The 20954-nt window shown below is 70.0% G+C and carries 17 protein-coding genes; 8 read left to right on the top strand and 9 right to left on the bottom strand.

Annotated features, from left to right (window positions below; translation table 11 throughout):
* The first annotated feature begins 143 nt into the window (after nt 1-143).
* The 5 genes from ACSMXV_RS26765 to ACSMXV_RS26745 all read left to right on the top strand — a co-directional run bounded on the left by ACSMXV_RS26765 (nt 144) and on the right by ACSMXV_RS26745 (nt 6942).
* Nucleotides 144-1553 carry a class II fumarate hydratase gene (locus tag ACSMXV_RS26765; protein WP_473173781.1) on the top strand — a complete coding sequence of 470 codons (1410 nt, stop codon included), beginning with the start codon at nt 144-146 and terminating at the stop codon, nt 1551-1553.
* A gap of 140 nt (nt 1554-1693) precedes the next feature.
* Nucleotides 1694-2380 (top strand): cytidylyl-2-hydroxypropylphosphonate hydrolase, encoded by a 687-nt coding sequence (fomD, locus tag ACSMXV_RS26760; protein WP_473173780.1) that lies wholly within the window; start codon nt 1694-1696, stop codon nt 2378-2380.
* A 272-nt stretch (nt 2381-2652) separates the two neighbouring features.
* Nucleotides 2653-2892, top strand: a complete 240-nt coding sequence (locus ACSMXV_RS26755) for a hypothetical protein (RefSeq protein ID WP_473173779.1) — start codon at nt 2653-2655, stop codon at nt 2890-2892.
* 50 nt (nt 2893-2942) lie between these two features.
* Nucleotides 2943-5318 (top strand): SpoIIE family protein phosphatase, encoded by a 2376-nt coding sequence (locus ACSMXV_RS26750; RefSeq protein WP_473173778.1) that lies wholly within the window; start codon nt 2943-2945, stop codon nt 5316-5318.
* A gap of 160 nt (nt 5319-5478) precedes the next feature.
* Nucleotides 5479-6942: a catalase gene (locus ACSMXV_RS26745; RefSeq protein WP_473173777.1), complete on the top strand. Its 1464-nt coding sequence runs from the start codon at nt 5479-5481 to the stop codon at nt 6940-6942.
* An 86-nt stretch (nt 6943-7028) separates the two neighbouring features.
* Here ACSMXV_RS26745 and ACSMXV_RS26740 read toward each other — a convergent pair whose 3' ends face one another.
* Entirely contained in the window at nt 7029-9323 is a 2295-nt protein-coding gene (locus ACSMXV_RS26740) for a transglycosylase domain-containing protein (RefSeq protein ID WP_473173776.1), read from the bottom strand.
* 288 nt (nt 9324-9611) lie between these two features.
* Nucleotides 9612-10568: a LysR substrate-binding domain-containing protein gene (locus ACSMXV_RS26735; protein WP_473173775.1), complete on the bottom strand. Its 957-nt coding sequence runs from the start codon at nt 10566-10568 to the stop codon at nt 9612-9614.
* A gap of 217 nt (nt 10569-10785) precedes the next feature.
* Here ACSMXV_RS26735 and ACSMXV_RS26730 point away from each other — a divergent pair, with 217 nt between their 5' ends.
* Together ACSMXV_RS26730 and ACSMXV_RS26725 are read left to right on the top strand one after the other, a co-directional pair.
* A complete protein-coding gene (locus ACSMXV_RS26730) occupies nt 10786-11340 on the top strand; it encodes a peroxiredoxin (protein WP_473173774.1) in 555 nt (184 codons plus the stop codon).
* Nucleotides 11341-11356: 16 nt separating this feature from the next.
* A complete protein-coding gene (locus ACSMXV_RS26725) occupies nt 11357-11890 on the top strand; it encodes an alkyl hydroperoxide reductase (RefSeq protein WP_181655242.1) in 534 nt (177 codons plus the stop codon).
* 109 nt (nt 11891-11999) lie between these two features.
* Here the strand turns inward: ACSMXV_RS26725 and ACSMXV_RS26720 are convergent, their stop codons facing one another.
* The 6 genes from ACSMXV_RS26720 to ACSMXV_RS26695 form a co-directional block, all read right to left on the bottom strand.
* Nucleotides 12000-13385: an AI-2E family transporter gene (locus ACSMXV_RS26720; protein WP_473173773.1), complete on the bottom strand. Its 1386-nt coding sequence runs from the start codon at nt 13383-13385 to the stop codon at nt 12000-12002.
* 136 nt (nt 13386-13521) lie between these two features.
* On the bottom strand, nt 13522-14220 hold the full coding sequence (locus ACSMXV_RS26715; protein ID WP_473173772.1) for an aggregation-promoting factor C-terminal-like domain-containing protein: 699 nt from the start codon (nt 14218-14220) through the stop codon (nt 13522-13524).
* 427 nt (nt 14221-14647) lie between these two features.
* Nucleotides 14648-15970 carry a PhoH family protein gene (locus ACSMXV_RS26710; protein WP_473173771.1) on the bottom strand — a complete coding sequence of 441 codons (1323 nt, stop codon included), beginning with the start codon at nt 15968-15970 and terminating at the stop codon, nt 14648-14650.
* Nucleotides 15971-16274: 304 nt separating this feature from the next.
* Entirely contained in the window at nt 16275-17036 is a 762-nt protein-coding gene (locus tag ACSMXV_RS26705; RefSeq protein WP_473173770.1) for an isoprenyl transferase, read from the bottom strand.
* 312 nt (nt 17037-17348) lie between these two features.
* Entirely contained in the window at nt 17349-18113 is a 765-nt protein-coding gene (locus tag ACSMXV_RS26700; RefSeq protein ID WP_473173769.1) for a class I SAM-dependent methyltransferase, read from the bottom strand.
* Between the two features lie 100 nt (nt 18114-18213).
* Nucleotides 18214-18948: a prepilin peptidase gene (locus tag ACSMXV_RS26695; RefSeq protein ID WP_473173768.1), complete on the bottom strand. Its 735-nt coding sequence runs from the start codon at nt 18946-18948 to the stop codon at nt 18214-18216.
* Nucleotides 18949-19107: 159 nt separating this feature from the next.
* Between ACSMXV_RS26695 and ACSMXV_RS26690 the strand changes: the two genes are divergently transcribed.
* The gene (locus ACSMXV_RS26690; protein ID WP_473173767.1) at nt 19108-19497 is read left to right on the top strand and encodes a DUF192 domain-containing protein; all 390 of its coding nucleotides are present in this window, start codon (nt 19108-19110) and stop codon (nt 19495-19497) included.
* Nucleotides 19498-19585: 88 nt separating this feature from the next.
* Here ACSMXV_RS26690 and ACSMXV_RS26685 read toward each other — a convergent pair whose 3' ends face one another.
* Nucleotides 19586-20794, bottom strand: a complete 1209-nt coding sequence (locus tag ACSMXV_RS26685; RefSeq protein ID WP_473173766.1) for a peptidoglycan recognition protein family protein — start codon at nt 20792-20794, stop codon at nt 19586-19588.
* Nucleotides 20795-20954: the final 160 nt, after the last annotated feature.

The raw sequence follows: 20954 nt of genomic DNA, 5'->3' as shown, positions 1-20954 counted from the left end.
CGACCGACAGGCTCCCTACCCGCGTGATCGGGAAGGCCTACCGGAGTCCTACTCGCGCCTGAGAGCAAAGCCCTGAGAGGGGAAGATCCCGAAAGGGGAATACGCCCCACCGACCCAACGCTCTCCTCCCTGGAGGTACGACGATGACGACGACCGAAGACAACGGCGACCAGCGCTACCGCATCGAGCACGACTCCATGGGCGAAGTGCGCGTCCCCGCGCACGCCAAGTGGCGGGCGCAGACGCAGCGGGCCGTGGAGAACTTCCCCATCTCCGGGCAGCGCCTCGAGCGCGCGCACATCGAGGCGCTGGCGCGTATCAAGGCGGCGGCGGCCAAGGTGAACGCCGAACTCGGCGTGCTCGACAAGGACATCGCGGACGCCATCGTGGACGCGGCGCAGGAGGTCGCCGAGGGGCGGTGGGACGAGCACTTCCCCGTCGATGTGTTTCAGACGGGGTCTGGCACCTCCTCCAACATGAACACCAACGAGGTGCTGGCCACGCTCGCCACCGAGCGGCTCGGGCGTCCCGTCCACCCGAACGATCACGTGAACGCCTCGCAGTCCTCGAACGACGTCTTCCCGTCCTCCATCCATATCGCCGCCACCGCCGCCGTGACGCACGATCTGATCCCGGCTCTCGAGCATCTGGCGGCCTCCCTGGAGCGGAAGTCGGACGAGTTCGCCGATGTCGTGAAGTCCGGGCGTACGCATCTCATGGACGCCACGCCCGTGACCCTCGGCCAGGAGTTCGGCGGGTACGCCGCGCAGGTGCGGTACGGCGTGGAGCGGCTGCGGGCCTCGCTGCCGCGGCTGGCCGAACTGCCGCTCGGGGGCACGGCCGTGGGCACCGGTATCAACACACCTCCCGGTTTCTCGGCCGCCGTGATCGCCGAGGTGGCGCGGGCCACCGGGCTGCCGCTCACCGAGGCGCGCAACCACTTCGAGGCGCAGGGCGCGCGTGACGGCATCGTCGAGACGAGCGGCCAGCTCCGGACCATCGCGGTCGGGCTGACGAAGATCGCGAACGATCTGCGGTGGATGTCGAGCGGTCCGCGCACCGGGCTCGCCGAGATCGCCCTGCCCGACCTCCAGCCCGGTTCGTCGATCATGCCGGGCAAGGTCAACCCGGTCGTCCCCGAGGCCGTACTGATGGTCGCCGCGCAGGTCACCGGCAATGACACGACGGTCACGGTGGCCGGTGCCGCGGGGAACTTCGAGCTCAACGTCATGCTGCCGGTGATCGCCAAGAACGTGCTGGAGTCCGTCCGGCTCCTCGCGAACGCCTCACGGCTGCTGGCCGACCGGACCGTGGACGGCATCACCGCGAACCGCGAGCGGGCCCGTGAGTACGCCGAGTCCTCGCCGTCCGTCGTGACCCCGCTGAACAGGTACATCGGATACGAAGAGGCGGCGAAGGTGGCGAAGCGGGCGCTGGCCGAGCGGAAGACGATTCGCCAGGTGGTCCTGGAGTCCGGGTACGTCGAGCGGGGCGACCTGACGCTCGAGCAGCTGGACGAGGCGCTGGACGTCCTGCGGATGACACACCCGTAGCGGCCCGCACCGCGGTTTTCCATTGCGGTCATGTTGCGCCATGGCGCATTCGTGTTTCGCCATGGCGCATCCGTGTTGCCACTCCTGCATCCGTGACGGGCACCGCAGCGTCGTATGCCCTGGGCACCTAATATCTGCGCATGACAGACAGGGCGAGCGGACTCATGGACGGAAGCGGCACGGCGCACTGGGCTCCCGGCGACCACATCCTGTGGCGTTACCGGGAGAACGCCGGCGACCGCTTCCACATCTGCCGTCCCGTGACCGTCGTCCAGGACACCGCCGAGCTGCTCGCCGTATGGATGGCGCCCGGTACGGAGTGTGTGAAGCCGGTCCTCGCGGACGGCACGCCGGTGCATGTGGAGCCGCTGGACACGCGGTACACGAAGCCGCGCACGGTGCGGCGCGACCGCTGGTTCGGCACGGGCGTGCTGAAGCTGGCGCGACCCGGTGAGGCCTGGTCCGTATGGCTGTTCTGGGAGCCGGGCTGGCGGTTCAAGAACTGGTACGTGAACCTGGAGGAGCCGCGTGTGCGTTGGGCCGGCGGAATCGACTCCGAGGACCACTTCCTGGACATCTGCGTGTATCCGGACCGCACCTGGCAGTGGCGCGACGAGGACGAGTTCGCGCAGGCGCAGCAGGCCGGTCTGATGGACGCCGCTCAGGCCGCGGCCGTACGCCGGGCCGGGCGCGATGCCGTCGAGGTGATCCGCTCGTGGGGGGCGCCCTATTCGGACGGCTGGCAGCACTGGCGGCCGGACCCGGAATGGTCGATACCGCTCCTTCCGGACGACTGGGATCGCACGCCCGCTCGAGTGCCGTCATGAGACCCTTGATGCGCCCCCGTAGGGCAAACGTAGGATCGTCCTCCGCAAGTACACAGCAGCAGCACAGCATCAACTCCTTTCACAGGGACAAGGCCTGACACGACGTCATCGAGGGGCGGCGGGACGTGAGCGAGGGTAGCGAGGCTTACGAACGGTACGGTGGCGCGACGCCGTACCGGGCGGACGGTATGGCCGGGGCGTACCGGGCCCATCGCAGGGGCCGGTCCGGTGGCTGTCCGACGCCTCGTCGGCAGGGGACCGAGAATCAGTTCTTGGCACACGTATTCCGGGTATCGGCCTCTCTGCGGAACGAACTGCGCCAGGGCGTGCGCGACGAGGATTCCGGGATCGCCGGGGAGGACACGTTCGCGTGCGTTCCGGCGATGCCCGATGCTCCCCCAGGCTCCCGGCTCCTCTCCCACTCCCGGCTCGGCCGGCGCGGGGGAACCACCACGAGCAGGAGTGGCCCCGATCCCGAACAGCACCTGTTCCTCAACTGCCAGCGCTCCTGAGACCCATGGCGCGCACGGCGCGCAGCCCCGGACGGACGGATTCGACACGCGTGACGGAGCACCCCACCTCCCACGAGCGCGGGCAGCCCACCGCTGCCCCGCCTCCCGCCCCCGCGGACCCGCGCGGGGCGCTGCTGCGTACCCCGGAGAACCCGGAAGTCCCTGACGCAGCGGGCATGGTCGCCTTACCTGCGCAGGGCCGACCCGGCGACCCCTCGGCCGCGCACGGCACGACCGGGCCGCGCGGCGGCAATCCGCGCGCCGCGGGCCCCGCTGGTCCCGGGAACGCGTCCGACGCCGCGGGCCCCGCCGGTCCCGGAAACGCATCCGGCGCCGCGGACGCCTCCGGCACGCCCTCCGGAGCCTGGCCCTCCGGACCTGCCGGTCCCCCCGGAGCTGCCGGGCCCTCCGGACCTGCCGATCCCCCCGGAGCTGCCCGGTCCGCCGGGCCTGCCGGATCCGGTCCCGTGGGCCCTGTGGGCAGCGCCGGCACCGAGCACTCCCAGCCCTCGACCGCCGAACCCGACCCTCATCGTCCGCGCCCCGCACCTCAGGGCGCACCGCTTCAGCGAGGCGCCGACAGTACGCACTGGGCCGACGCGAGAGAGAGCCCCGAGGCCGGGCTCCACCCGGGCGAGGCGGGATCACGCTCCCTGACCGGGGCGCCCTCGCCCTCGCTCGGCCCTGCCGCGATGCAGCGCGACGGCGACCGGCTGCGGTTCGTCGGGGCCGCGACCCGGCGTATCGCGCGGGGCATGGACCTCGACGAGATCGTGATGGGGCTGTGCCGGGCCACCGTGCCGACGTTCTCCGACGCGATCCTGGTGTATCTGCGCGACCCGCTGCCGGTCGGCGACGAGCGGCCCTCCGGGCCCGTCGTCCTGCGGCTGCGGCGCACCGACCGGCTGCGGCGGATCGAGGACGGAACCGAGGACGCGGACACCGACGGCGGCCTGCCGCCGGGGCTGTTTCCGGGGCTGCAGCTGCAGCCCGATGTCACGGGGACCACGGAGCTGTGCGAGGTGCGGCCTGGCGGTCCGCTCGCCGAGGTGCTGCGCGGCGTACGTCCCGTGTTCGCGGACGCTACCGCCGCGCTGGGCGCGCTGCCCGAACTGCTCGGAGGGGAGCGGCAGGTACCGGGCGGGCAGCACACGATCCTGGCTCCGCTGCGCGGCCGTCGGCGTGTCATCGGTGCCGCGGTGTTCCTGCGCCGTCCTGACCGGCCGGCGTTCGAGAGCGAGGATCTGCTGGTCGCCGCCCAGCTCGCCACGCACAGCGCGCTCGGCATCGACAAGGCGGTCCTGTACGACCGCGAGGCGTACATCGCCGACGAGCTGCAGCGCACGATGCTGCCCGAGTCGCTGCCCCAGCCGCACGGCGTGCGGCTCGCGTCCCGTTATCTGCCGGCCGCCGAGACGGCCCGGGTCGGCGGCGACTGGTACGACGCGATCCCGCTGCCCGGCAACCGCGTCGCCCTCGTCGTCGGCGACGTCATGGGCCACTCCATGACCTCGGCGGCGATCATGGGCCAGCTGCGGACGACCGCGCAGACCCTGGCCGGACTGGACCTGCCGCCCCAGGAGGTGCTGCACCACCTCGACGAGCAGGCGCAGCGGCTCGGCACGGACCGCATGGCGACCTGCCTGTACGCCGTCTACGACCCGGTGACGCACCGCATCACCATCGCCAATGCGGGCCATCCGCCGCCGGTGCTGCTGCACTTGGGCGGCCGCGCCGAGGTGTTGCGGGTGCCGCCCGGCGCCCCGATCGGTGTAGGCGGCGTCGACTTCGAGGCCGTCGAGCTGGACGCGCCCGCCGGGGCCACGCTGCTGCTGTACACGGACGGTCTCGTCGAGTCCCGGCTGCGTGACGTGTGGACCGGCATAGAGCAGCTGCGCGAGCGGCTCTCCGCGACCGCGCAGCTGACCGGCCCGGACCACCCGCCGCCGCTGGAGGCGCTGTGCGACGAGGTGCTCGACATGCTCGGCCCGGGTGACCGGGACGACGACATCGCGCTGCTCGCGGCGCGCTTCAACGGGATCGCGCCGAGCGACGTCGCGTACTGGAACCTGGACCCGGAGGACGCGGCACCGCGCCGCGCCCGCGGGCTGGCCCGCAAGGCACTGGCCCGCTGGGACCTGGAGGAACTGACGGACTCGGTGGAACTGCTGGTCAGCGAGGTGGTCACGAACGCCGTTCGCTATACGTCACGCCCGGTCACGCTGCGTCTGCTGCGCACCGACGTGCTGCGGTGCGAGGTCGGCGACGACGTGCCCCAGCTGCCGCGGCTGCGCCAGGCGCGGGCCACGGACGAGGGCGGGCGCGGGCTCTTCCTGGTCAACAAGCTGGCCCGCCGCTGGGGCGCGACCCGGCTGAGCACCGGGAAGGTGGTCTGGTTCGAACTGCCGACGCCCTCGTCGGGCTGAGGCCGTCCCGGGGAAGCCCCAGCATCGGCTGACCCGGGACTTTTGTACGAGTTTCACCTTGGACAAGATCCAAATGTTGCCGACGTCGCGTTGGCGGAGTTGACTGCTGTGGTGGGCGAAGCGACCTGACCTATCCCAAATGCACGACGGGAGGACGCTCGTGACCGAAGCAGTACATAAGGTTCCGTACACCACGACGAACGCCGGAGTACCGGTGGAGAGCGACGAGCATTCGCTCACGGTCGGCGATACCGGCCCCGTCCTTCTCCAGGATCACTACCTCATCGAGAAGATGGCCCAGTTCAACCGCGAACGGGTCCCCGAGCGGGTGGTGCACGCCAAGGGCGCCGGCGCGTACGGAATCTTCGAAGTCACCAACGACGTCAGCCAGTTCACCAAGGCCGACCTCTTCCAACCGGGGAAGCGGACGGAGATGCTGGCGCGTTTCTCGACGGTCGCCGGGGAGCAGGGCTCCCCCGACACCTGGCGCGACCCACGCGGCTTCGCGCTCAAGTTCTACACGGAGCACGGTAACTACGACCTGGTCGGCAACAACACGCCGGTCTTCTTCGTACGCGACCCGATGAAATTCCAGGACTTCATCCGCTCCCAGAAGCGCCGTCCCGACAGCGGCCTGCGCGACAACAACATGCAGTGGGACTTCTGGACCCTGTCCCCCGAGTCCGCGCACATGGTGACGTGGCTGATGGGCGACCGGGGCGTCCCGAAGACGTACCGCAACATGAACGGCTACAGCTCCCACACCTATATGTGGGTCAACGGAGGCGGCGAGAAGTTCTGGGTCAAGTACCACATCAAGACCGACCAGGGCATCGACTTCCTCACCCAGGCCGAGGCCGACGAGCTCGCGGGCACGGACGGCGACATCCACCGCCGTGACCTGTTCGACTCGATCGCCTCCGGCAACGCCCCGTCGTGGACGATGCACGTGCAGGTCATGCCGTTCGAGGACGCGCCGGACTACCGCTTCAACCCGTTCGACCTGACCAAGGTGTGGCCGCACGGCGACTACCCGCTGATCGAGGTCGGCCGGATGACGCTGAACAAGAATCCGGAGGATTTCTTCGTCCATATCGAACAGGCCGCCTTCGAGCCCTCGAACCTGGTGCCGGGCATCGGCCCGTCCCCGGACAAGATGCTGCTCGGCCGGCTCTTCTCGTACCCGGACACGCACCGCTACCGGATCGGCCCCAACTACGCGCAGCTGCCGCCGAACCGCCCGCGGTCGGCCGTCCACTCGTACGCGAAGGACGGCCCGATGCGGTACGAGCCGGCGAACGTCGGCGCCGTGTACGCGCCCAACTCGTACGGCGGGCCGGCGGCTGCCACGGAGACCTTCGGCGAGCCCGCGGGCTGGCATGCGGCGGGCGAGATGGTCCGCGAGGCGTACGCGCTGCACAGCGAGGACGACGACTGGGGTCAGCCGGGCACGCTGGTCCGGGAGGTCCTGGACGACGCGGCCCGCGAACGCCTGGTGTCCAACGTCAGCGGCCACCTCAGCGCGGGCGTCTCCCGCCCCGTCCTGGACCGCGCCCTCCAGTACTGGCGCAACATCGACAAGGAACTGGGCGACCGCATCGCCAAACGAGTCAACGGCGGCTGACTCCCTCACGCGTCGGGCACCGCACCCCGACGCGAAGGCGCCCGGAACCTTCAGTTCCGGGCGCCTTCGGCTTGCGCCGCAGCCTGTCAGCCGGAGTCCCCGTCACCCCGGCTGTCATCGGGATTCTCCGGGATCCCGACCGTCGGCGTGGTCGCCGGCGCAGTCGGCTGCCGAGTCGTGGCCCCATCCGTCGGCTCGACGGTCGGCTGCTCCGTAGGCGCCTCACTCGTAGGCGCCTCCGTGGTCGGCTCGGTGCTGGTCGGCGGCGCCGAGGGCGTGTCCGACGGCGTCTCCTCGACGGTCGGCGTGGGCTCGACGGTCGGCGTCACGGCCGCTCCCATGTCCGTGTCGAGATCGAACTCGCTCGTCGACCCCATCGCGCCGAAGGTGTACGCCGCCCATATCTCGGCCGGGAAACCACCACCGTTGACACGGCCGCCGCCCGCCGCGCCCTTCAGCGTGACCTGCTTGCTCTCGTTCGCGGTGCCCACGGCACCCTCGCCGAACAGTCCGACGGACGTGACGAGCTTCGGCGTGTAGCCGGTGAACCAGGCCGACTTGTTGTTGTCGGACGTACCCGTCTTGCCGGCGACCTGCTGGCCGTTGCGGTTCGGGGCCTCGCGCACCGAGAGCCGGGCCGTACCGTCGTCCACCACGCCGGTGAGCACGGAGGTCACGGAGTCGGCGGCCTCGCGGCTGATCACCTGCTCGCCGACCGGGTCCGGGAAGTCGACCGTGCGGTCCTTGTGCTTGGCGGACTTCACGATCGCCGGGGTGACCTTCTTGCCGTGGTTGTCGAGCGTCGCGTAGATCCCGGCCATCTCCAGCGGGCTCGCGCCCATGGAACCGAGGGTCTGGGCGGGCACGGACTGCAGGCCGTCGACGTCCATGCCGAGCTCGCCCGCGGTCTTCATGACCTCGTCCATGCCCACGTCGACGCCCATCTGAGCGAAGACGGAGTTGATGGACTTGTTCATCGCCGTCTGCACGGAGACGTCGCCGTAGTTGACGTCGTCCTCGTTCGGCGGCGCGAACCCGACCTTCCGGCCGTCGTCCACGACGGGGCGCTCGCTCGTGCCGTCGTAGACCGTGGACGCCGTGATCGGCCGGCCGTCCTGCGTCTCGGAGCCGTTCTCCAGCGCGGCCGCGAGGATCAGCGGCTTGAAGGTCGAGGCGACCTGGTAGTCACGCCGGGTGGCGTTGTTCCGGTAGTGCTTGGTGAAGTCCTGGCCGCCGTAGAGCGCGAGGACCTTGCCCGTCCTGGGGTCGACGGACGCGGCACCTGCCTGGACGTTCGCGTCGACCTTGCGCTTCTCGGGGTCCAGCCGGCTGGTGAGCTTCGCCTTGACGGCCTTCTCCAGCAGCTTCTGCTTCTTCTTGTCGATGTTGAGAGTGACGGTCCAGCCGCCGGCGTCGACCACCGCCTTGGCCTCGTCCATGTCGGCGGCTGTGCCCTTGGCGACGAGCTGCTTCTCCAGCGCTTCCTTGGCCGCGTCCACCAGATAGCCGGTCTGGCCCTCCAGACCGGGCGCCGCCTTGGGGTCGTCCGGGACGGGGAACTTCAGGCCCTGGAGATCTGAGGCGGACAGCCACCCCTCCTCGACCATGTTGTTCAGGACGTACTTCCAGCGGGCCTTGACGAGCTTCCGGCCCTCGTCCGACGCGACCGCCCAGTCGTACTGGCTCGGGGCCTGCAGCAGCGCCGCGAGATACGCCCCCTGGGCCACGTCGAGATCATTGGCGTCGACGCCGTAGTACGACTGGGCCGCGGCCTGGATGCCGTAGGCGCCGCGGCCGTAGTAGCTGGTGTTGATGTACCCGGCGAGGATGTCGTCCTTGGAGTACTGCTGGTCGACCTTGAGCGAGATGACCAGTTCCTTCAGCTTGCGCGTGACGGTCTGGTCCTGGCTCAGGTAGTAGTTCTTCACGTACTGCTGGGTGATCGTCGAACCACCCTGCTTGCCCTTGCCGGACAGGGTGTTGATGAGACCGCGGGCGGTGCCCTTGAAGTCGACGCCGGCGTCCTTGTAGAAGGACTTGTTCTCGGCGGCGACGAAGGTCCGCTGGACCTCCTTGGGCACATCGGCCAGTTCCACGATCTCGCGGTTGACCGTACCGGTGCGGACGAGCACCGAGCCGTCGCTGTACTTGTAGATGTTGCTCTGCTTCTGAGCGTCCGCGTTGCCCTTGGGCACGTCCACGACCATGTACAGGACGACGAAGGCGCCCATGCCCAGCAGGCAGAGTCCGAAGAACGTCCCGAGGATCTTCTTCCAGGTGAAGAGGCGGCGTATCACCCCGCGCTCGGCGCCGGAGGAGCGCACGTGCGCCGCCCGGCGCGCACCGCGCTGCCGCGCTCGTCGCTCTTCCGCTCGTCCCATGCGTCCGTTCCGCTCCGCTTCGTTCTCGTCTGCGTATGCCTCACAGGCGCATCAGCGACCTCACAGGCATACCGGCCAAGTCAGCTCAGAAAGCTAACACCGCACCCTGGGGCAAAGGTCTCCCGATCCGGTCTTTTCCGGACGTGAGAATGAGCACCTGTCCCCATGGAACCGACGAGTGGAGCGCCCGGAAGGTTGCGCGCGAACGGCTCACAACTGACCCACAGCATCACGAATGCCACTCAGGCGCGCCGCCGCGGGCAGTCGCCCCGGCGTCACCCGCGCAGGTCAGAGCACCCGCACGGGCAGCGGCCGCAACGCCTCCCGCAGGGCCCCGGCAAGCTCCTCGTACTCCGCGCACCGCGCAGCTCCCGTCCGCATCGCCAGGGCGATACGCCGGCTCGGCGCGGGCTCCGCGAAGTAACCGGTGAGCAGCTGATTGCTGCGAGTGGTCTCCACCTTCACGGCCGTCCGCGGCAGCAGCGTCACACCGACACCGCCCGCGACGAGCTGCACGAGCGTCGAGAGGCCGGCCGCGGTCGTCGTCACCGGAGCGTCGTCGCGGCCCACCTCCCGGCAGATCTCGAGGGCCTGGTCCCGCAGACAGTGCCCCTCGTCAAGCAGCAGCAGCTTCAGCTCCCGCAGGGCCTCCCGCGGAATCCCCTCGCGCCCGCCGAGCCAGTGGTCGAGCGGGGTGACGAGCACGAAATCCTCGTCGAACAACGGCAGTTCGGTGACGCCGGGGACGCCGAGGGGCACCGCAAGCAGCAGCAGATCGAGTCGCCCGGCGGCCAGCCCGTCCAGCAGGGACGCGGTCTGCTCCTCGTGCACCTGGAGATCGAGGTCCGGGTAGGTGTCGTGGAGCAGCCGGAGCACGGTCGGCAGCAGATACGGGGCCACGGTAGGGATCACACCGAGCCTCAGTTCGCCCGTGAAGGGCGCACGGACCGCCTCGGCCTCCTCGAGGAGCGCCCCGACCTCGGCCAGTACGGCCTTCGCCCGCGCCGCGAGCCGCTCCCCCGCGGGCGACAGCAGCACCTTGCGCGTGGTCCGCTCAAGGAGCTGTACGCCGAGAACCTCCTCCAGAGCCGAGACGGCGCCGGACAGCGCGGGCTGGCTCATGCCGATCGCGGCGGCCGCGTCCCGGAAGTGCAGATGCTCGGCCACGGCGGCGAAGGCTCGCAGCTGCGCAAGGCTCGGCTGACGCGCCCGCCCGCTCCCCGGCGCCGCACTCCGCTTACTCACCTGTCGCTCACCACCATGCACGAACCGTCACCGCACACCACTTGCCGCCCCGTATCGCTCAACGCCATCGATTACCTACCGCTACTGATAGCCACCACCAATCAACCTGACCGAGTCTAGCTATTTCACTAATCAATGCAGCGTGTGCCACCCTCGTGATCAGTCCAACCCATGGAAATCCCGCAAGCGGGGTTCCCTTTTGCTGCAAGGAGAGCTCGTGCTCACTGTCGGTGACCAGTTTCCCACGTACGACCTGACCGCCTGTGTGTCGCTGGAGAGCGGCAAGGAGTTCGAGCAGATCAACCACAAGTCCTACGAGGGCAAGTGGCGCGTGGTGTTCTTCTGGCCGAAGGACTTCACCTTCGTGTGCCCCACCGAGATCGCGGCCTTCGGCAAGCTGAACGACGAGTTCGCCGACCGTGACGCCCAGATCCTCGGCGTCTCCGGCGACTCCGAGTTCGTCCACCACGCCTGGCGCAAGGACCACGCCGACCTGCGTGACCTGCCCTTCCCGATGCTGGCCGACTCCAAGCACGAGCTGATGCGCGACTGCGGCGTCGAGGGCGAGGACGGCTTCGCGCAGCGCGCGGTCTTCATCATCGACCCGAACAACGAGATTCAGTTCACCATGGTGACTGCGGGCTCCGTCGGCCGTAATCCCAAGGAGGTCCTGCGGGTCCTCGACGCGCTGCAGACGGACGAGCTGTGCCCGTGCAACTGGAAGCAGGGCGAGGACACCCTCGACCCGGTCAAGCTCCTCTCCGGCGAGTGAACGAGGTCTGACTGACATGGCTCTCGACGAACTGAAGTCCGCCGTACCGGACTACGCCAAGGACCTTCGCCTGAACCTCGGTTCGGTGATCGGCAACTCCGAACTGCCGCAGCAGCAGCTGTGGGGCACGGTGCTCGCGTGCGCGATCGCTTCCCGTTCCCCCCGGGTCCTGCGCGAGCTGGAGCCCGAGGCGAAGGCGAACCTCTCGCCCGAGGCGTACGCCGCGGCGAAGTCGGCCGCCGCCGTCATGGCGATGAACAACGTCTTCTACCGCACGCGCCACCTGCTCTCCGACCCGGAGTACGGGACGCTGCGCGCCGGTCTGCGGATGAACGTCATCGGCAACCCCGGCGTGGACAAGACCGACTTCGAGCTGTGGTCCCTCGCGGTGTCCGCGATCAACGGCTGCGGGCAGTGCCTCGACTCGCACGAGCAGGTGCTCCGCAAGGCGGGCGTCGACCGCGAGACGGTCCAGGAGGCGTTCAAGATCGCCGCGGTGATCCAGGCGGTCGGCACGACGCTGGACGCGGAGGCGGTGCTGGCCGAGTAGGCCCCGCCTCCCGGCTGGGGCTGCGCCCCAGACCCCCTGTAGCCCTAACGGGCTCGTGCTCAAGCGCCGGACGGGCTGAAAACAGCCCGTCCGGCGAAGCCGCCGCCTCCTAAGGCGCCCCGCCAGAAGAAGGCGGACGTTCCGTCGGCGCAACGCCCGCGGCAGTGGACCCATGCGGCCGCGGCGACTGCCGGAGCCCGGCGACCCCCCGGTCGTACGCCCGCAGATAACCGACGACGGTGTTGGTCACCGCGACAAGCGGCACCGCCACCACCGCTCCCCCGATTCCCGCCACCATCCCACCCGCGGCGACCGACAGCACGACCGCAAGCGGATGCACACGAACCGCGCGTCCCAGGATGAACGGCTGCAGGATGTGGCCCTCGATCTGCTGGACGGCCAGCACCACCACCAGCGTCATGAGGGCCGTGAAGACCCCCTGCGTCACCAGCGCGACCACCACCGCCAGCGCGCCCGACACCACGGCACCCACCAGCGGGATGAACGCGAACAGGAAGATGAAGACGGCCAGCGGCACGGCCATCGGCACATCGAGGAAGTAGATGCCGAGCCCGATGAAGATGGCGTCGATCAGGGCCACTACCACCGTGCCGCGCACATACGCCGTCAGCGTCCGCCAGGCCCGAGGCCCCGCACCCGCGACACCCGGGCGGGCGTTCGCGGGGACCAGCTTGAGCGTCCACTCCCAGACGCGCCGCCCGTCGTAGAGCAGGAACAGCGTCGAGAACATCGCGAGCAGGATCCCGGTCAGCGCCTCGACGACGACCGTGACGCCTTCCAGTCCCGCGGACGTGATCGCATCCGTATTCGAGCTGATCGCCTCACGCAGATTCTTGGCGATCTCGTTGATCTGCGTCTCCGTCACATGGAACGGGCTGTTGAGCAGCCAGTTCCTGAGCTCTTCGATGCCGTCCTGGACCTGGTCGGAGAGGTTGTCGATGTTCTCCATGACCTGCCAGGCCACGAACCAGCCGACGAGGCCCATCACGACGAACCCGAGGACCGCGGTGAGTGCGGTGGCCGGCCCGCGGGGCACGCCGTACCTGCGCAGCCGCGCCACGGTGGGCTGCAGCAGTGCGGTGATGAGCAGAGCGGCGACGAACGCCAGCACCACGAGCTGCACGGCGCTGATGATCCGCATCAGCACCCAGAGCGTGCCCGCGAGGACGAGCATCCGCCAGCCGGCCTCGGCCGCGACGCGTACACCCCAGGGCACGGCGGCGGCGGGATCGGGCCGGGTGATCACACCGGGAGCGACGGGCGTCCCTGCTGGGACATCGGCCGGGCCGGAGCCCTGACCTGACCTGGGCGGCACCTCATGGCCGGCAGCCGGATCGGAGAGGTCGCCGCCGACCGGCGGGAGTCCGTCGTCCGCGTCCTCCTTCTCGGCTTGAGCGCGGCGCTCGGCCAGCCGCTCTCCCATACGGCTCACTCCGGCGCCGAACCGGTCGAGCCACCCTGGCACTCGCGACATATCCGTCCTCTTCCCCCCGTATGTCCCCACCACTCCCCCCGGAGTGGTCCGGTCCGACCGTACATGGCCGAAGCCCCCCACCGTAGGACGGTGAGGGGCTTCGTAAGGTTGAGCGGCTCCGGAGCGGCCGGGATGCTCAGTACCAGTGGTTGGCCTGCCAGAACGACCAGGCGCCGCAGGGGCTGCCGTAGCGCTCGTTCATGTAGTTCAGGCCCCACTTGATCTGGGTGGCAGGGTTGGTCTGCCAGTCGGCGCCGGCGGACGACATCTTGGAGCCGGGCAGCGCCTGGAAGAGACCATAGGCGCCCGAGGAGGGGTTGACGGCCTTGTAGTTCCAGTCGGATTCGTGGTCCACGATGTTGCTGAAGCACGTCCACTGGTCGCCGGCAACCATCTGCCGTGCCATCGCCTGGATCTCGGCGATGGTGTACGAGCTCTGGGTGGCGAAGTCGGAGGCGTCGCGGGCCGCGCTGCGGCTGGCCGCTTCCTCGGCCTCCTGGCGCTCCTTGGCCTCCTGCTCGGCCTTCTCCGCGGCCTTCTGCTTGGCGATCGCGTCCTCGGCGGCCTGCTTGCGCGCCGATTCCTCGGCGGACTTCTTCGCGGCGGCGTCGGCGGCGATGGCCTGCGCGTCGGCCTGCTGCGTCAGTGACGCGGTCTGCACCTGCGCCTGCTGGCCCGCGGGGATGTCTGCGAGGAGGGTCGCGTCGCCTGCCGTTGCCTCGAAGTCGTTCGAGGGCTGCTGGGTGCTGCCCGAGGCAACGCCCACGACGGCGCCAACAGTGGTGACCGCAGTGGCGGACGCCACCGCGAATCCCCGGACCGAGATCCGGCTCACACGGTTTCCTTCCAGCATCGCCCGCTTGTGGGTGACCCTCGCGGACGCAATCGTGCCCCTGGCACTGGCCTCCCAACGACGGGTCACGGGAGGCACGGGCCCGGTGGGCAACTCCCCTGCGGGGAGCGCCGCGTGGTGCTCGGGCGGCATACGACGGTCTCTATGTAGTTCTGTTACGCCGTACTGCTGGCGGGACACAAGTGTCGTATGCGGGGCCTGACAGGACCCACACACTGCCGCAGCCGGACACTGCAAGGCAATTCTGAGGTACGTGTGAAAGCTCACACGTCGTTTGACCCCGGAGTTTTCCGGAAAAGCGAACACGCCAAGACGCCGCCCGGCTAGGCTCTACGCCTTTGCCGGACGGCGCCAACTCCCGTGTAACCGCCACTCATTGGGCGATCAGGGACGAGCTGGTACGGATGGGTCAGATCTGCCCGTCCTCCAGCATTTCGGTCACAAGTGCCGCAATCTGCGAGCGCTCGGACCGGGTGAGCGTGACATGCGCGAAGAGCGGATGCCCCTTCAGTTTCTCGACGACGGCGACGACTCCGTCGTACCGGCCGACCCGCAGATTGTCGCGCTGGGCGACGTCATGGGTCAGTACGACACGGGAGTTCGCCCCGATCCGGGACAGAACGGTCAGCAGGACGTTCCGTTCCAGCGACTGCGCCTCGTCGACGATCACGAAGGCGTCGTGCAGGGACCGGCCGCGGATGTGGGTGAGCGGCAGCACCTCCAGCATCCCCCGCGCGGTCACCTCCTCGATGACCTCGCGACTCGTCACCGCGGACAGGGTGTCGAAGACCGCCTGCGCCCACGGGCTCATCTTCTCGGCCTCGCTGCCGGGCAGATAGCCGAGCTCCTGCCCGCCCACCGCGTACAGCGGCCGGAAGACCATCACCTTCTGGTGCTGCCTGCGCTCCAGCACGGCCTCGAGCCCCGCGCACAGCGCCAGCGCCGACTTGCCGGTGCCGGCCCGGCCGCCCATCGACACGATCCCGACGTCCGGGTCGAGCAGCAGATCCAGCGCGATCCGCTGCTCGGCGCTGCGGCCCTTGATGCCGAACGCCTCCCGATCGCCGCGTACGAGACGGACGTTGCCCTCCGAGGTGACCCGGCCCAGCGCGTTGCCCCGCTCCGAGTGGATCACCAGACCGGTGTGCACCGGAATCTCGGCCGCCTCCGGGACATACAGGGTCTCCTCCTCGAAGAGGAGGTCCACCTGCTCTCCCGAAAGGGTGAGTTCGGACATTCCCGTCCAGCCGGAGTCCGTGATGGCGAGTTCCGCCCGGTACTCCTCGGCGAGCAGGCCCACCGACGACGCCTTGATGCGCAGCGGCAGGTCCTTCGACACGACCGTGACGTCGTACCCCTCGGCCTGGAGGTTGCGGGCCACCGCGAGGATCCGGGAGTCGTTGTCCCCCAGCCGGTATCCCGCCGGGAGCACGCCGGGGTCGGAGTGGTTCAACTCGACCCGGACGGTCCCGCCGAGGTCCCCGATCGGTATCGGGGCGTCGAGGCGTCCGTACTTCACCCGGTAGTCGTCGAGCAGGCGCAGCGCCTGCCGGGCGAAGTAGCCGAGTTCAGGATGGTGCCTCTTGGCCTCGAGTTCCGTGACCACCACGACAGGCAGCACGACCTCGTGCTCGTCGAAGCGGGACAGGGCGTTCGGATCGGCCAGCAGGACGCTGGTGTCGAGAACGTAGGTGCGCCGGTCTGGCTTGTGGCGCTTTGTGCTGGTCACCACGGAAGGACGTACCCCCTCGGATGAGGTCGGGGAGCGACGAAAGGGATCGGGACCGGTCCCGGCCGCGATGCGCGGGCCGAGCGCCGGCCCTCCAGCTTCCGACGGAGATGATGCTCCCCGCGCGGTCGTCCTGGTGCAAAGGGCCTCCCGGGCGGACGGCCCCGTGCCGTCCGCTGAGATACGACGCCCACGAGCACGGGCGTCGACCTGGAAGGCTTATTCCCTCGAACACGCGCAGCCATGCCATGGCATATGACGGCGCGTTGGTGAACTCTGCGTTACTCGTGCCCCAGGGGTCAGCCGGCTATCCGCCGTAACGCCGGTGCCGTGCCGCGTAGTCACGCAGGGCGCGGAGGAAGTCGACCTTGCGGAAGGCCGGCCAGAAGACCTCACAGAAGTAGTACTCGGAGTGGGCCGACTGCCACAGCATGAAGCCCGACAGGCGCTGCTCGCCGCTGGTGCGGATGACGAGGTCCGGGTCGGGCTGGCCGCGCGTGTAGAGGTGCTCGGAGATGACGTCGATGTCGACGAGCTCCGCGAGCTCCTCGAAGGTGGTGCCCTTCTGGGCGTGGTCCAGAAGGAGGGAGCGGACGGCGTCGGCGATCTCCTGGCGACCGCCGTAGCCGACGGCGATGTTGACGAGTATCCCCGTGTTGCCCTGGGTGGCCTGCTCGGCCTCCTTCAGTACGGACTGGGTGCCGGCCGGCAGCAGATCGAGCGTGCCGACGTGGTGGACGCGCCAGCGGCCGTCGGCGGCGAGGTCGCGTACCGCGTCCTCGATGATGCCGAGCAGCGGGACGAGCTCTTCCTCGGGGCGGGCGAGGTTGTCGGTGGACAGCATCCAGAGAGTGACGACCTTGACGTCCGTCTCGGCACACCATCCGAGGAACTCGGCGATCTTGTCGGCCCCGGCGCGGTGTCCCTGCGCGGTCGTGCCACCGGAGGCCTTCGCCCAGCGCCGGTTGCCGTCCAGGATGACCCCGATGTGCTTCGGGACCTGGTCGTGGTCCAGACGGCCTTCCACCCGGCGTGCGTAAAGTCCGTACACCAGGTCGCGCAAGTTCACGTGTGGTCAGTCCCTCCGTGTGGCCGTGCAGCGGACGACAGTCCCCGAGGGCGACACCCTACCGCCGGAAGATGTCGACTCGGGCACAGGGTTCGTCACAGCCGCGCGGCTTCAGCCGGCAGGCTTCGATCGGCAGGCTTCAGCCGGCAAAGAAAAACGGGCCGGTCCGTGGGGGGGAGACGGACCGGCCCGAGGGGGGGTTTCCACCATAACCCTTCGTGAGTGATGCTGCGTGCATTGGCGCGCGACAACTACTCTCCGAAGTCGTCCAGCGACGTTTTGCGCCCGCTCCCACGGGGTCCGGGTGACGGCTCAGGCGGGCGCCGGCTTGCGCGCCTCGATGAGGAAGCGGGCGCTGTGGGCCGTGAAGGGCCCCTCCGCCTCGATCTGCTCGTGCAGCTCACGCAGCCGCGGCCGGTACTGCTCGACCGTGAACCCGGGCACCATCCAGACGACCTTGCGCAGGAAGTGGACGACCGCCCCGACGTCGTAGAACTCCATCCCCAGCCGCTCCGACCGCAGGTCGACGACCTCAAGACCCGCCGCCTCGGCCGCGGCCCGCGCGGCGTCGGGATGCCGCCCGCTGCGCACCTCCTCCGGCTGCGGCCCGAGGAAGTACTCCACGACCTCGAAGGCGCTCGCCGGCCCGACCTCCTGAGAGAAGTACGTACCGCCGGGCACCAGCACCCGCGCGATCTCGTCCCAGTGCGCGCGCACCGGGTGCCGGCTCACCACCAGGTCGAACGCCTCGTCCGCGAACGGCAGCGGCGCGTCCTCCGGCGCGGCCACGACGACCGCGCCGCGCGGGCGCAGCAGTGCGGTGGCCTTGGCGGCGTTGGGCGGCCAGCCCTCCGTGGCGGCGGTCAGCGGCGGGAGCTTCGCGGCGGAGGCGAGGACCTCCCCTCCGCCGGTCTGGATGTCCAGCGCGGCCGAGGCCCGCGCCATCCGCTCCCCCATCGCCCGCGCGTACCCCCACGAGGGCCGCTCCTCCGTGGCCCGGCCCTCGAACCAGGAGAAGTCCCACCCGTCGACGGGGGCGGCCTCCGCTTCCGCGACGAGTTTCTCGAACCTGTCCATGGGGTGATCGTCCCAGCGGGGCGCGGTGGCCCGCGACCGAATTTCGCGGCGCCCGAGGGCGCGATGCGGGGGCCGGCCCAGGCCTGACGGCGTGTCTGTCTCAGCCCGCCGCGAGCCCTCCCAGCACCAGGCCCACGAACGCCCCGCCGATCATGAATGGCCCGAGGGGGATCGCCGACTTGCGGCCCGCCCTGCGCAGTGCCATCAGCGACAGCCCGTAGACGGCACCGAACAGCAGACCGGCGAAGGCGCCCGTGAGCAGGATCGTCCACCCGTACCAGCCGAGGGCCGCGCCGAGGCCGACCGCCAGCTTGACGTCGCCGAAGCCCATGCCGCCGGGGTTGATCAGGAAGAGTACGAAGTACGCGCCGCCGAGCACGACCGCACCGAGCAGCGCCGTGGGCCAGGAGCCCGCGCTACCCGGCAGCAGGGCGGCGAGCCCGAGCAGCAGGGCGGCCGCGGCGGCGAGCGGCAGGGTGAGTACGTCGGGCAGCCGGTGCACGGCGTAGTCGGTGAGCGCGAGCAGCACGGCCACGGGCGCGGCGAGCAGCCAGACCGCCAGTTCGGGACGGGGTCCTGTGGCCGCGGCGAGCAGCGCGCACGCCAGCGCGGTGACGACGGCGACGACTGCCGTGTGCGGCCCGTACGCCGTTCCGTCCGCGCACCGCGCGCGCCCCACCCAGCCGCCGAACGGCCCCGTGATGGGGTGCCCGGCGGGGCAGTCGCCGCGCCACGGCTCCTCGGGTTCGACGGCGAGCCGGTAGGCGGCGCGGGGCAGCAGGGCCCCGGTTGCGGCGCCCCAGGCGGCAGCCGCGGCGATCAGCAGCGGGTACACGCGGGTGACCCTATTGGCCGACGCGCCGAGGGGCATGGGCCCGTGGGCCCATGACAGGACCCAGTGTGGTGCGGATACGGTCGGGGACGCCGCCGAAGGGCAGGCAACAGCAGTCGAAGGACAACGGACGAACGGGCAACGGACGGACAGGGGCGGGCGATGGGACGCTGGCGCGACGGCCGGGCGAAGCTGGTCGTACACGGGGACGGCGATGGCGCCGAAGGGCCCGCCGTCACGGTCCCGTTGGAGCTGGCGACCTCGTACCGCGCCCGCACGCGCGGCCTCCTCGGGCGCGACGGAATCGACGGTGCGATCCTGCTGTCCCCGGCGAGCAGCGTGCACACCTTCCGCATGCGGTTCGCGATCGATGTCGCCTGCCTGGACCGCAACCTGAACGTCCTGACCGTCCAGACCCTCAAGCCGGGCCGTCTCACCCTTCCGCGCCTGAGGGCCCGGCACGTCCTGGAGTCGGGGGCGGGGACGATGGCTGGGTGGGGGCTGCGGCCGGGTGCGCGGGTGACGGTGGAGCACAGCACCCAGGTGCCCTAGAGACCTGGGTGCCCTTCGTCATCGCGGGACGGCCCGCCCTACTGGACCGGGGAGACCCTCGGCGACGCGCCTCACAGGTTCCGGACGCTCACGAGCGGCCCGCGGCCGCCTCACGGAGCAGCGCCAGCTCCCCGTACATGACCTCGCCGGGGCACTCCGTCGCCATCCAGTCGCGGTGACCGCTGATCGACGGGACGTCCTTCTGCGTGCCGTTGATGGGGTTCGTGTAGGTGAGCTGGGCCCCCGGGTCGAGGCCGTGGAAACGGCACAGCACGCGGACCAGCCGGGTGAGGGAGGCGCGGGCCGCGTCCGTCGGGCCCTGCTCCATCAGGTTGCCGAGGAGGGCGATGCCGAGGTTGCCGGAGTTGTAGCCGGCGGCGTGGAAGGCGGTGACGAGCTTGCCCTCACCGTCATGGGCGGGGATGCCGTCGTCGCCGGAGTAGCGACCCTCGTAGACGCGGCCTTCCTCGTCGATGAGGAAGTGATAGCCGATGTCGCCCCAGTCGTTGGTGATCGCGTGCAGCTCGTAGATGGCGCGGACGGTGGCGGCGGGGTCGGGGTCGTTGTTGACCGTGGCGGTGTGGTGGACGGTGATGGTCTGGAAGGGGTAGTACGCGGTCGGCGTGTTCTCCGTGCCGTCCTGCTTGAACCGCTTGGACTCGTCGGCGCCCCAGGCCGGCCGCGACAGATAGGCGACGCCGCGTACGCGGGTGGTGTCCGACGGGACGTCGACCTTGCGCTCGGGTCCGTTGCTGGTGTCGAGGGCGACCGACCGCAGCCCGGTGGCGCCTTCGGGCGCCTTCACCTCGTACCCGGACGCACTGCCGGCGGGGACGAGCAGCGCGCCGCCGTTCGCGTCCGAACAGCCGCTGCCGCTCAGGGACTTCCAGTCCCCGCCGGCGCCGTCGGCGTCGTGCAGGCGGATGCCGCCGCCGTCCACCGAGTTCGTGCCCTCCCAGCGGATGCCGACGTAGGCGATGGGAAAGGCGGCCTCGACGGGTGCTTCGCCGGTGGCCGCCTTGGAGCGGGTCCTGGGGAACGTCTCTGCGGTCGTGCCGTCCTGCGGGGCACCGCTCGCGCCGCTGGAGTCGGTGGAGTCGGTGGAGTCGGTGGTGGCGGCCATGACGGCGGGGGTGACCACCGCCCCGGCGGCGACGGCACTCGCGGCGCCGATCAAACCGCGGCGCGTGAGGCGGGACTTGGCGCGGTGCGAGGCGGGCGTGGGGACCGCCGCGGCGGAGGGCTGGGAAGGCGTGGAGGGCCCGGAGGAAGAGGGGTGGGAGGGGGGAACAGCCATGGGGGGGTTCCTTACGTGTTCCTTGAGTTCGGTCCTGCCGACTGACCGGCGCAGGGCACACGTGTCCCCCGCCCCAGCCACATGCTTGAAAACTCAAGGAAGCCTAACGTGAAGCGCATCAGCCCCGAAAGACACATCCGCACCATCTGTCACAGTCGGC

The organism is Streptomyces sp. DSM 42067 (assembly GCF_055792885.1).
The sequence above is the reverse complement of the archived record's forward strand: the minus strand, read 5'-3'. Positions and strand labels throughout refer to the sequence as shown.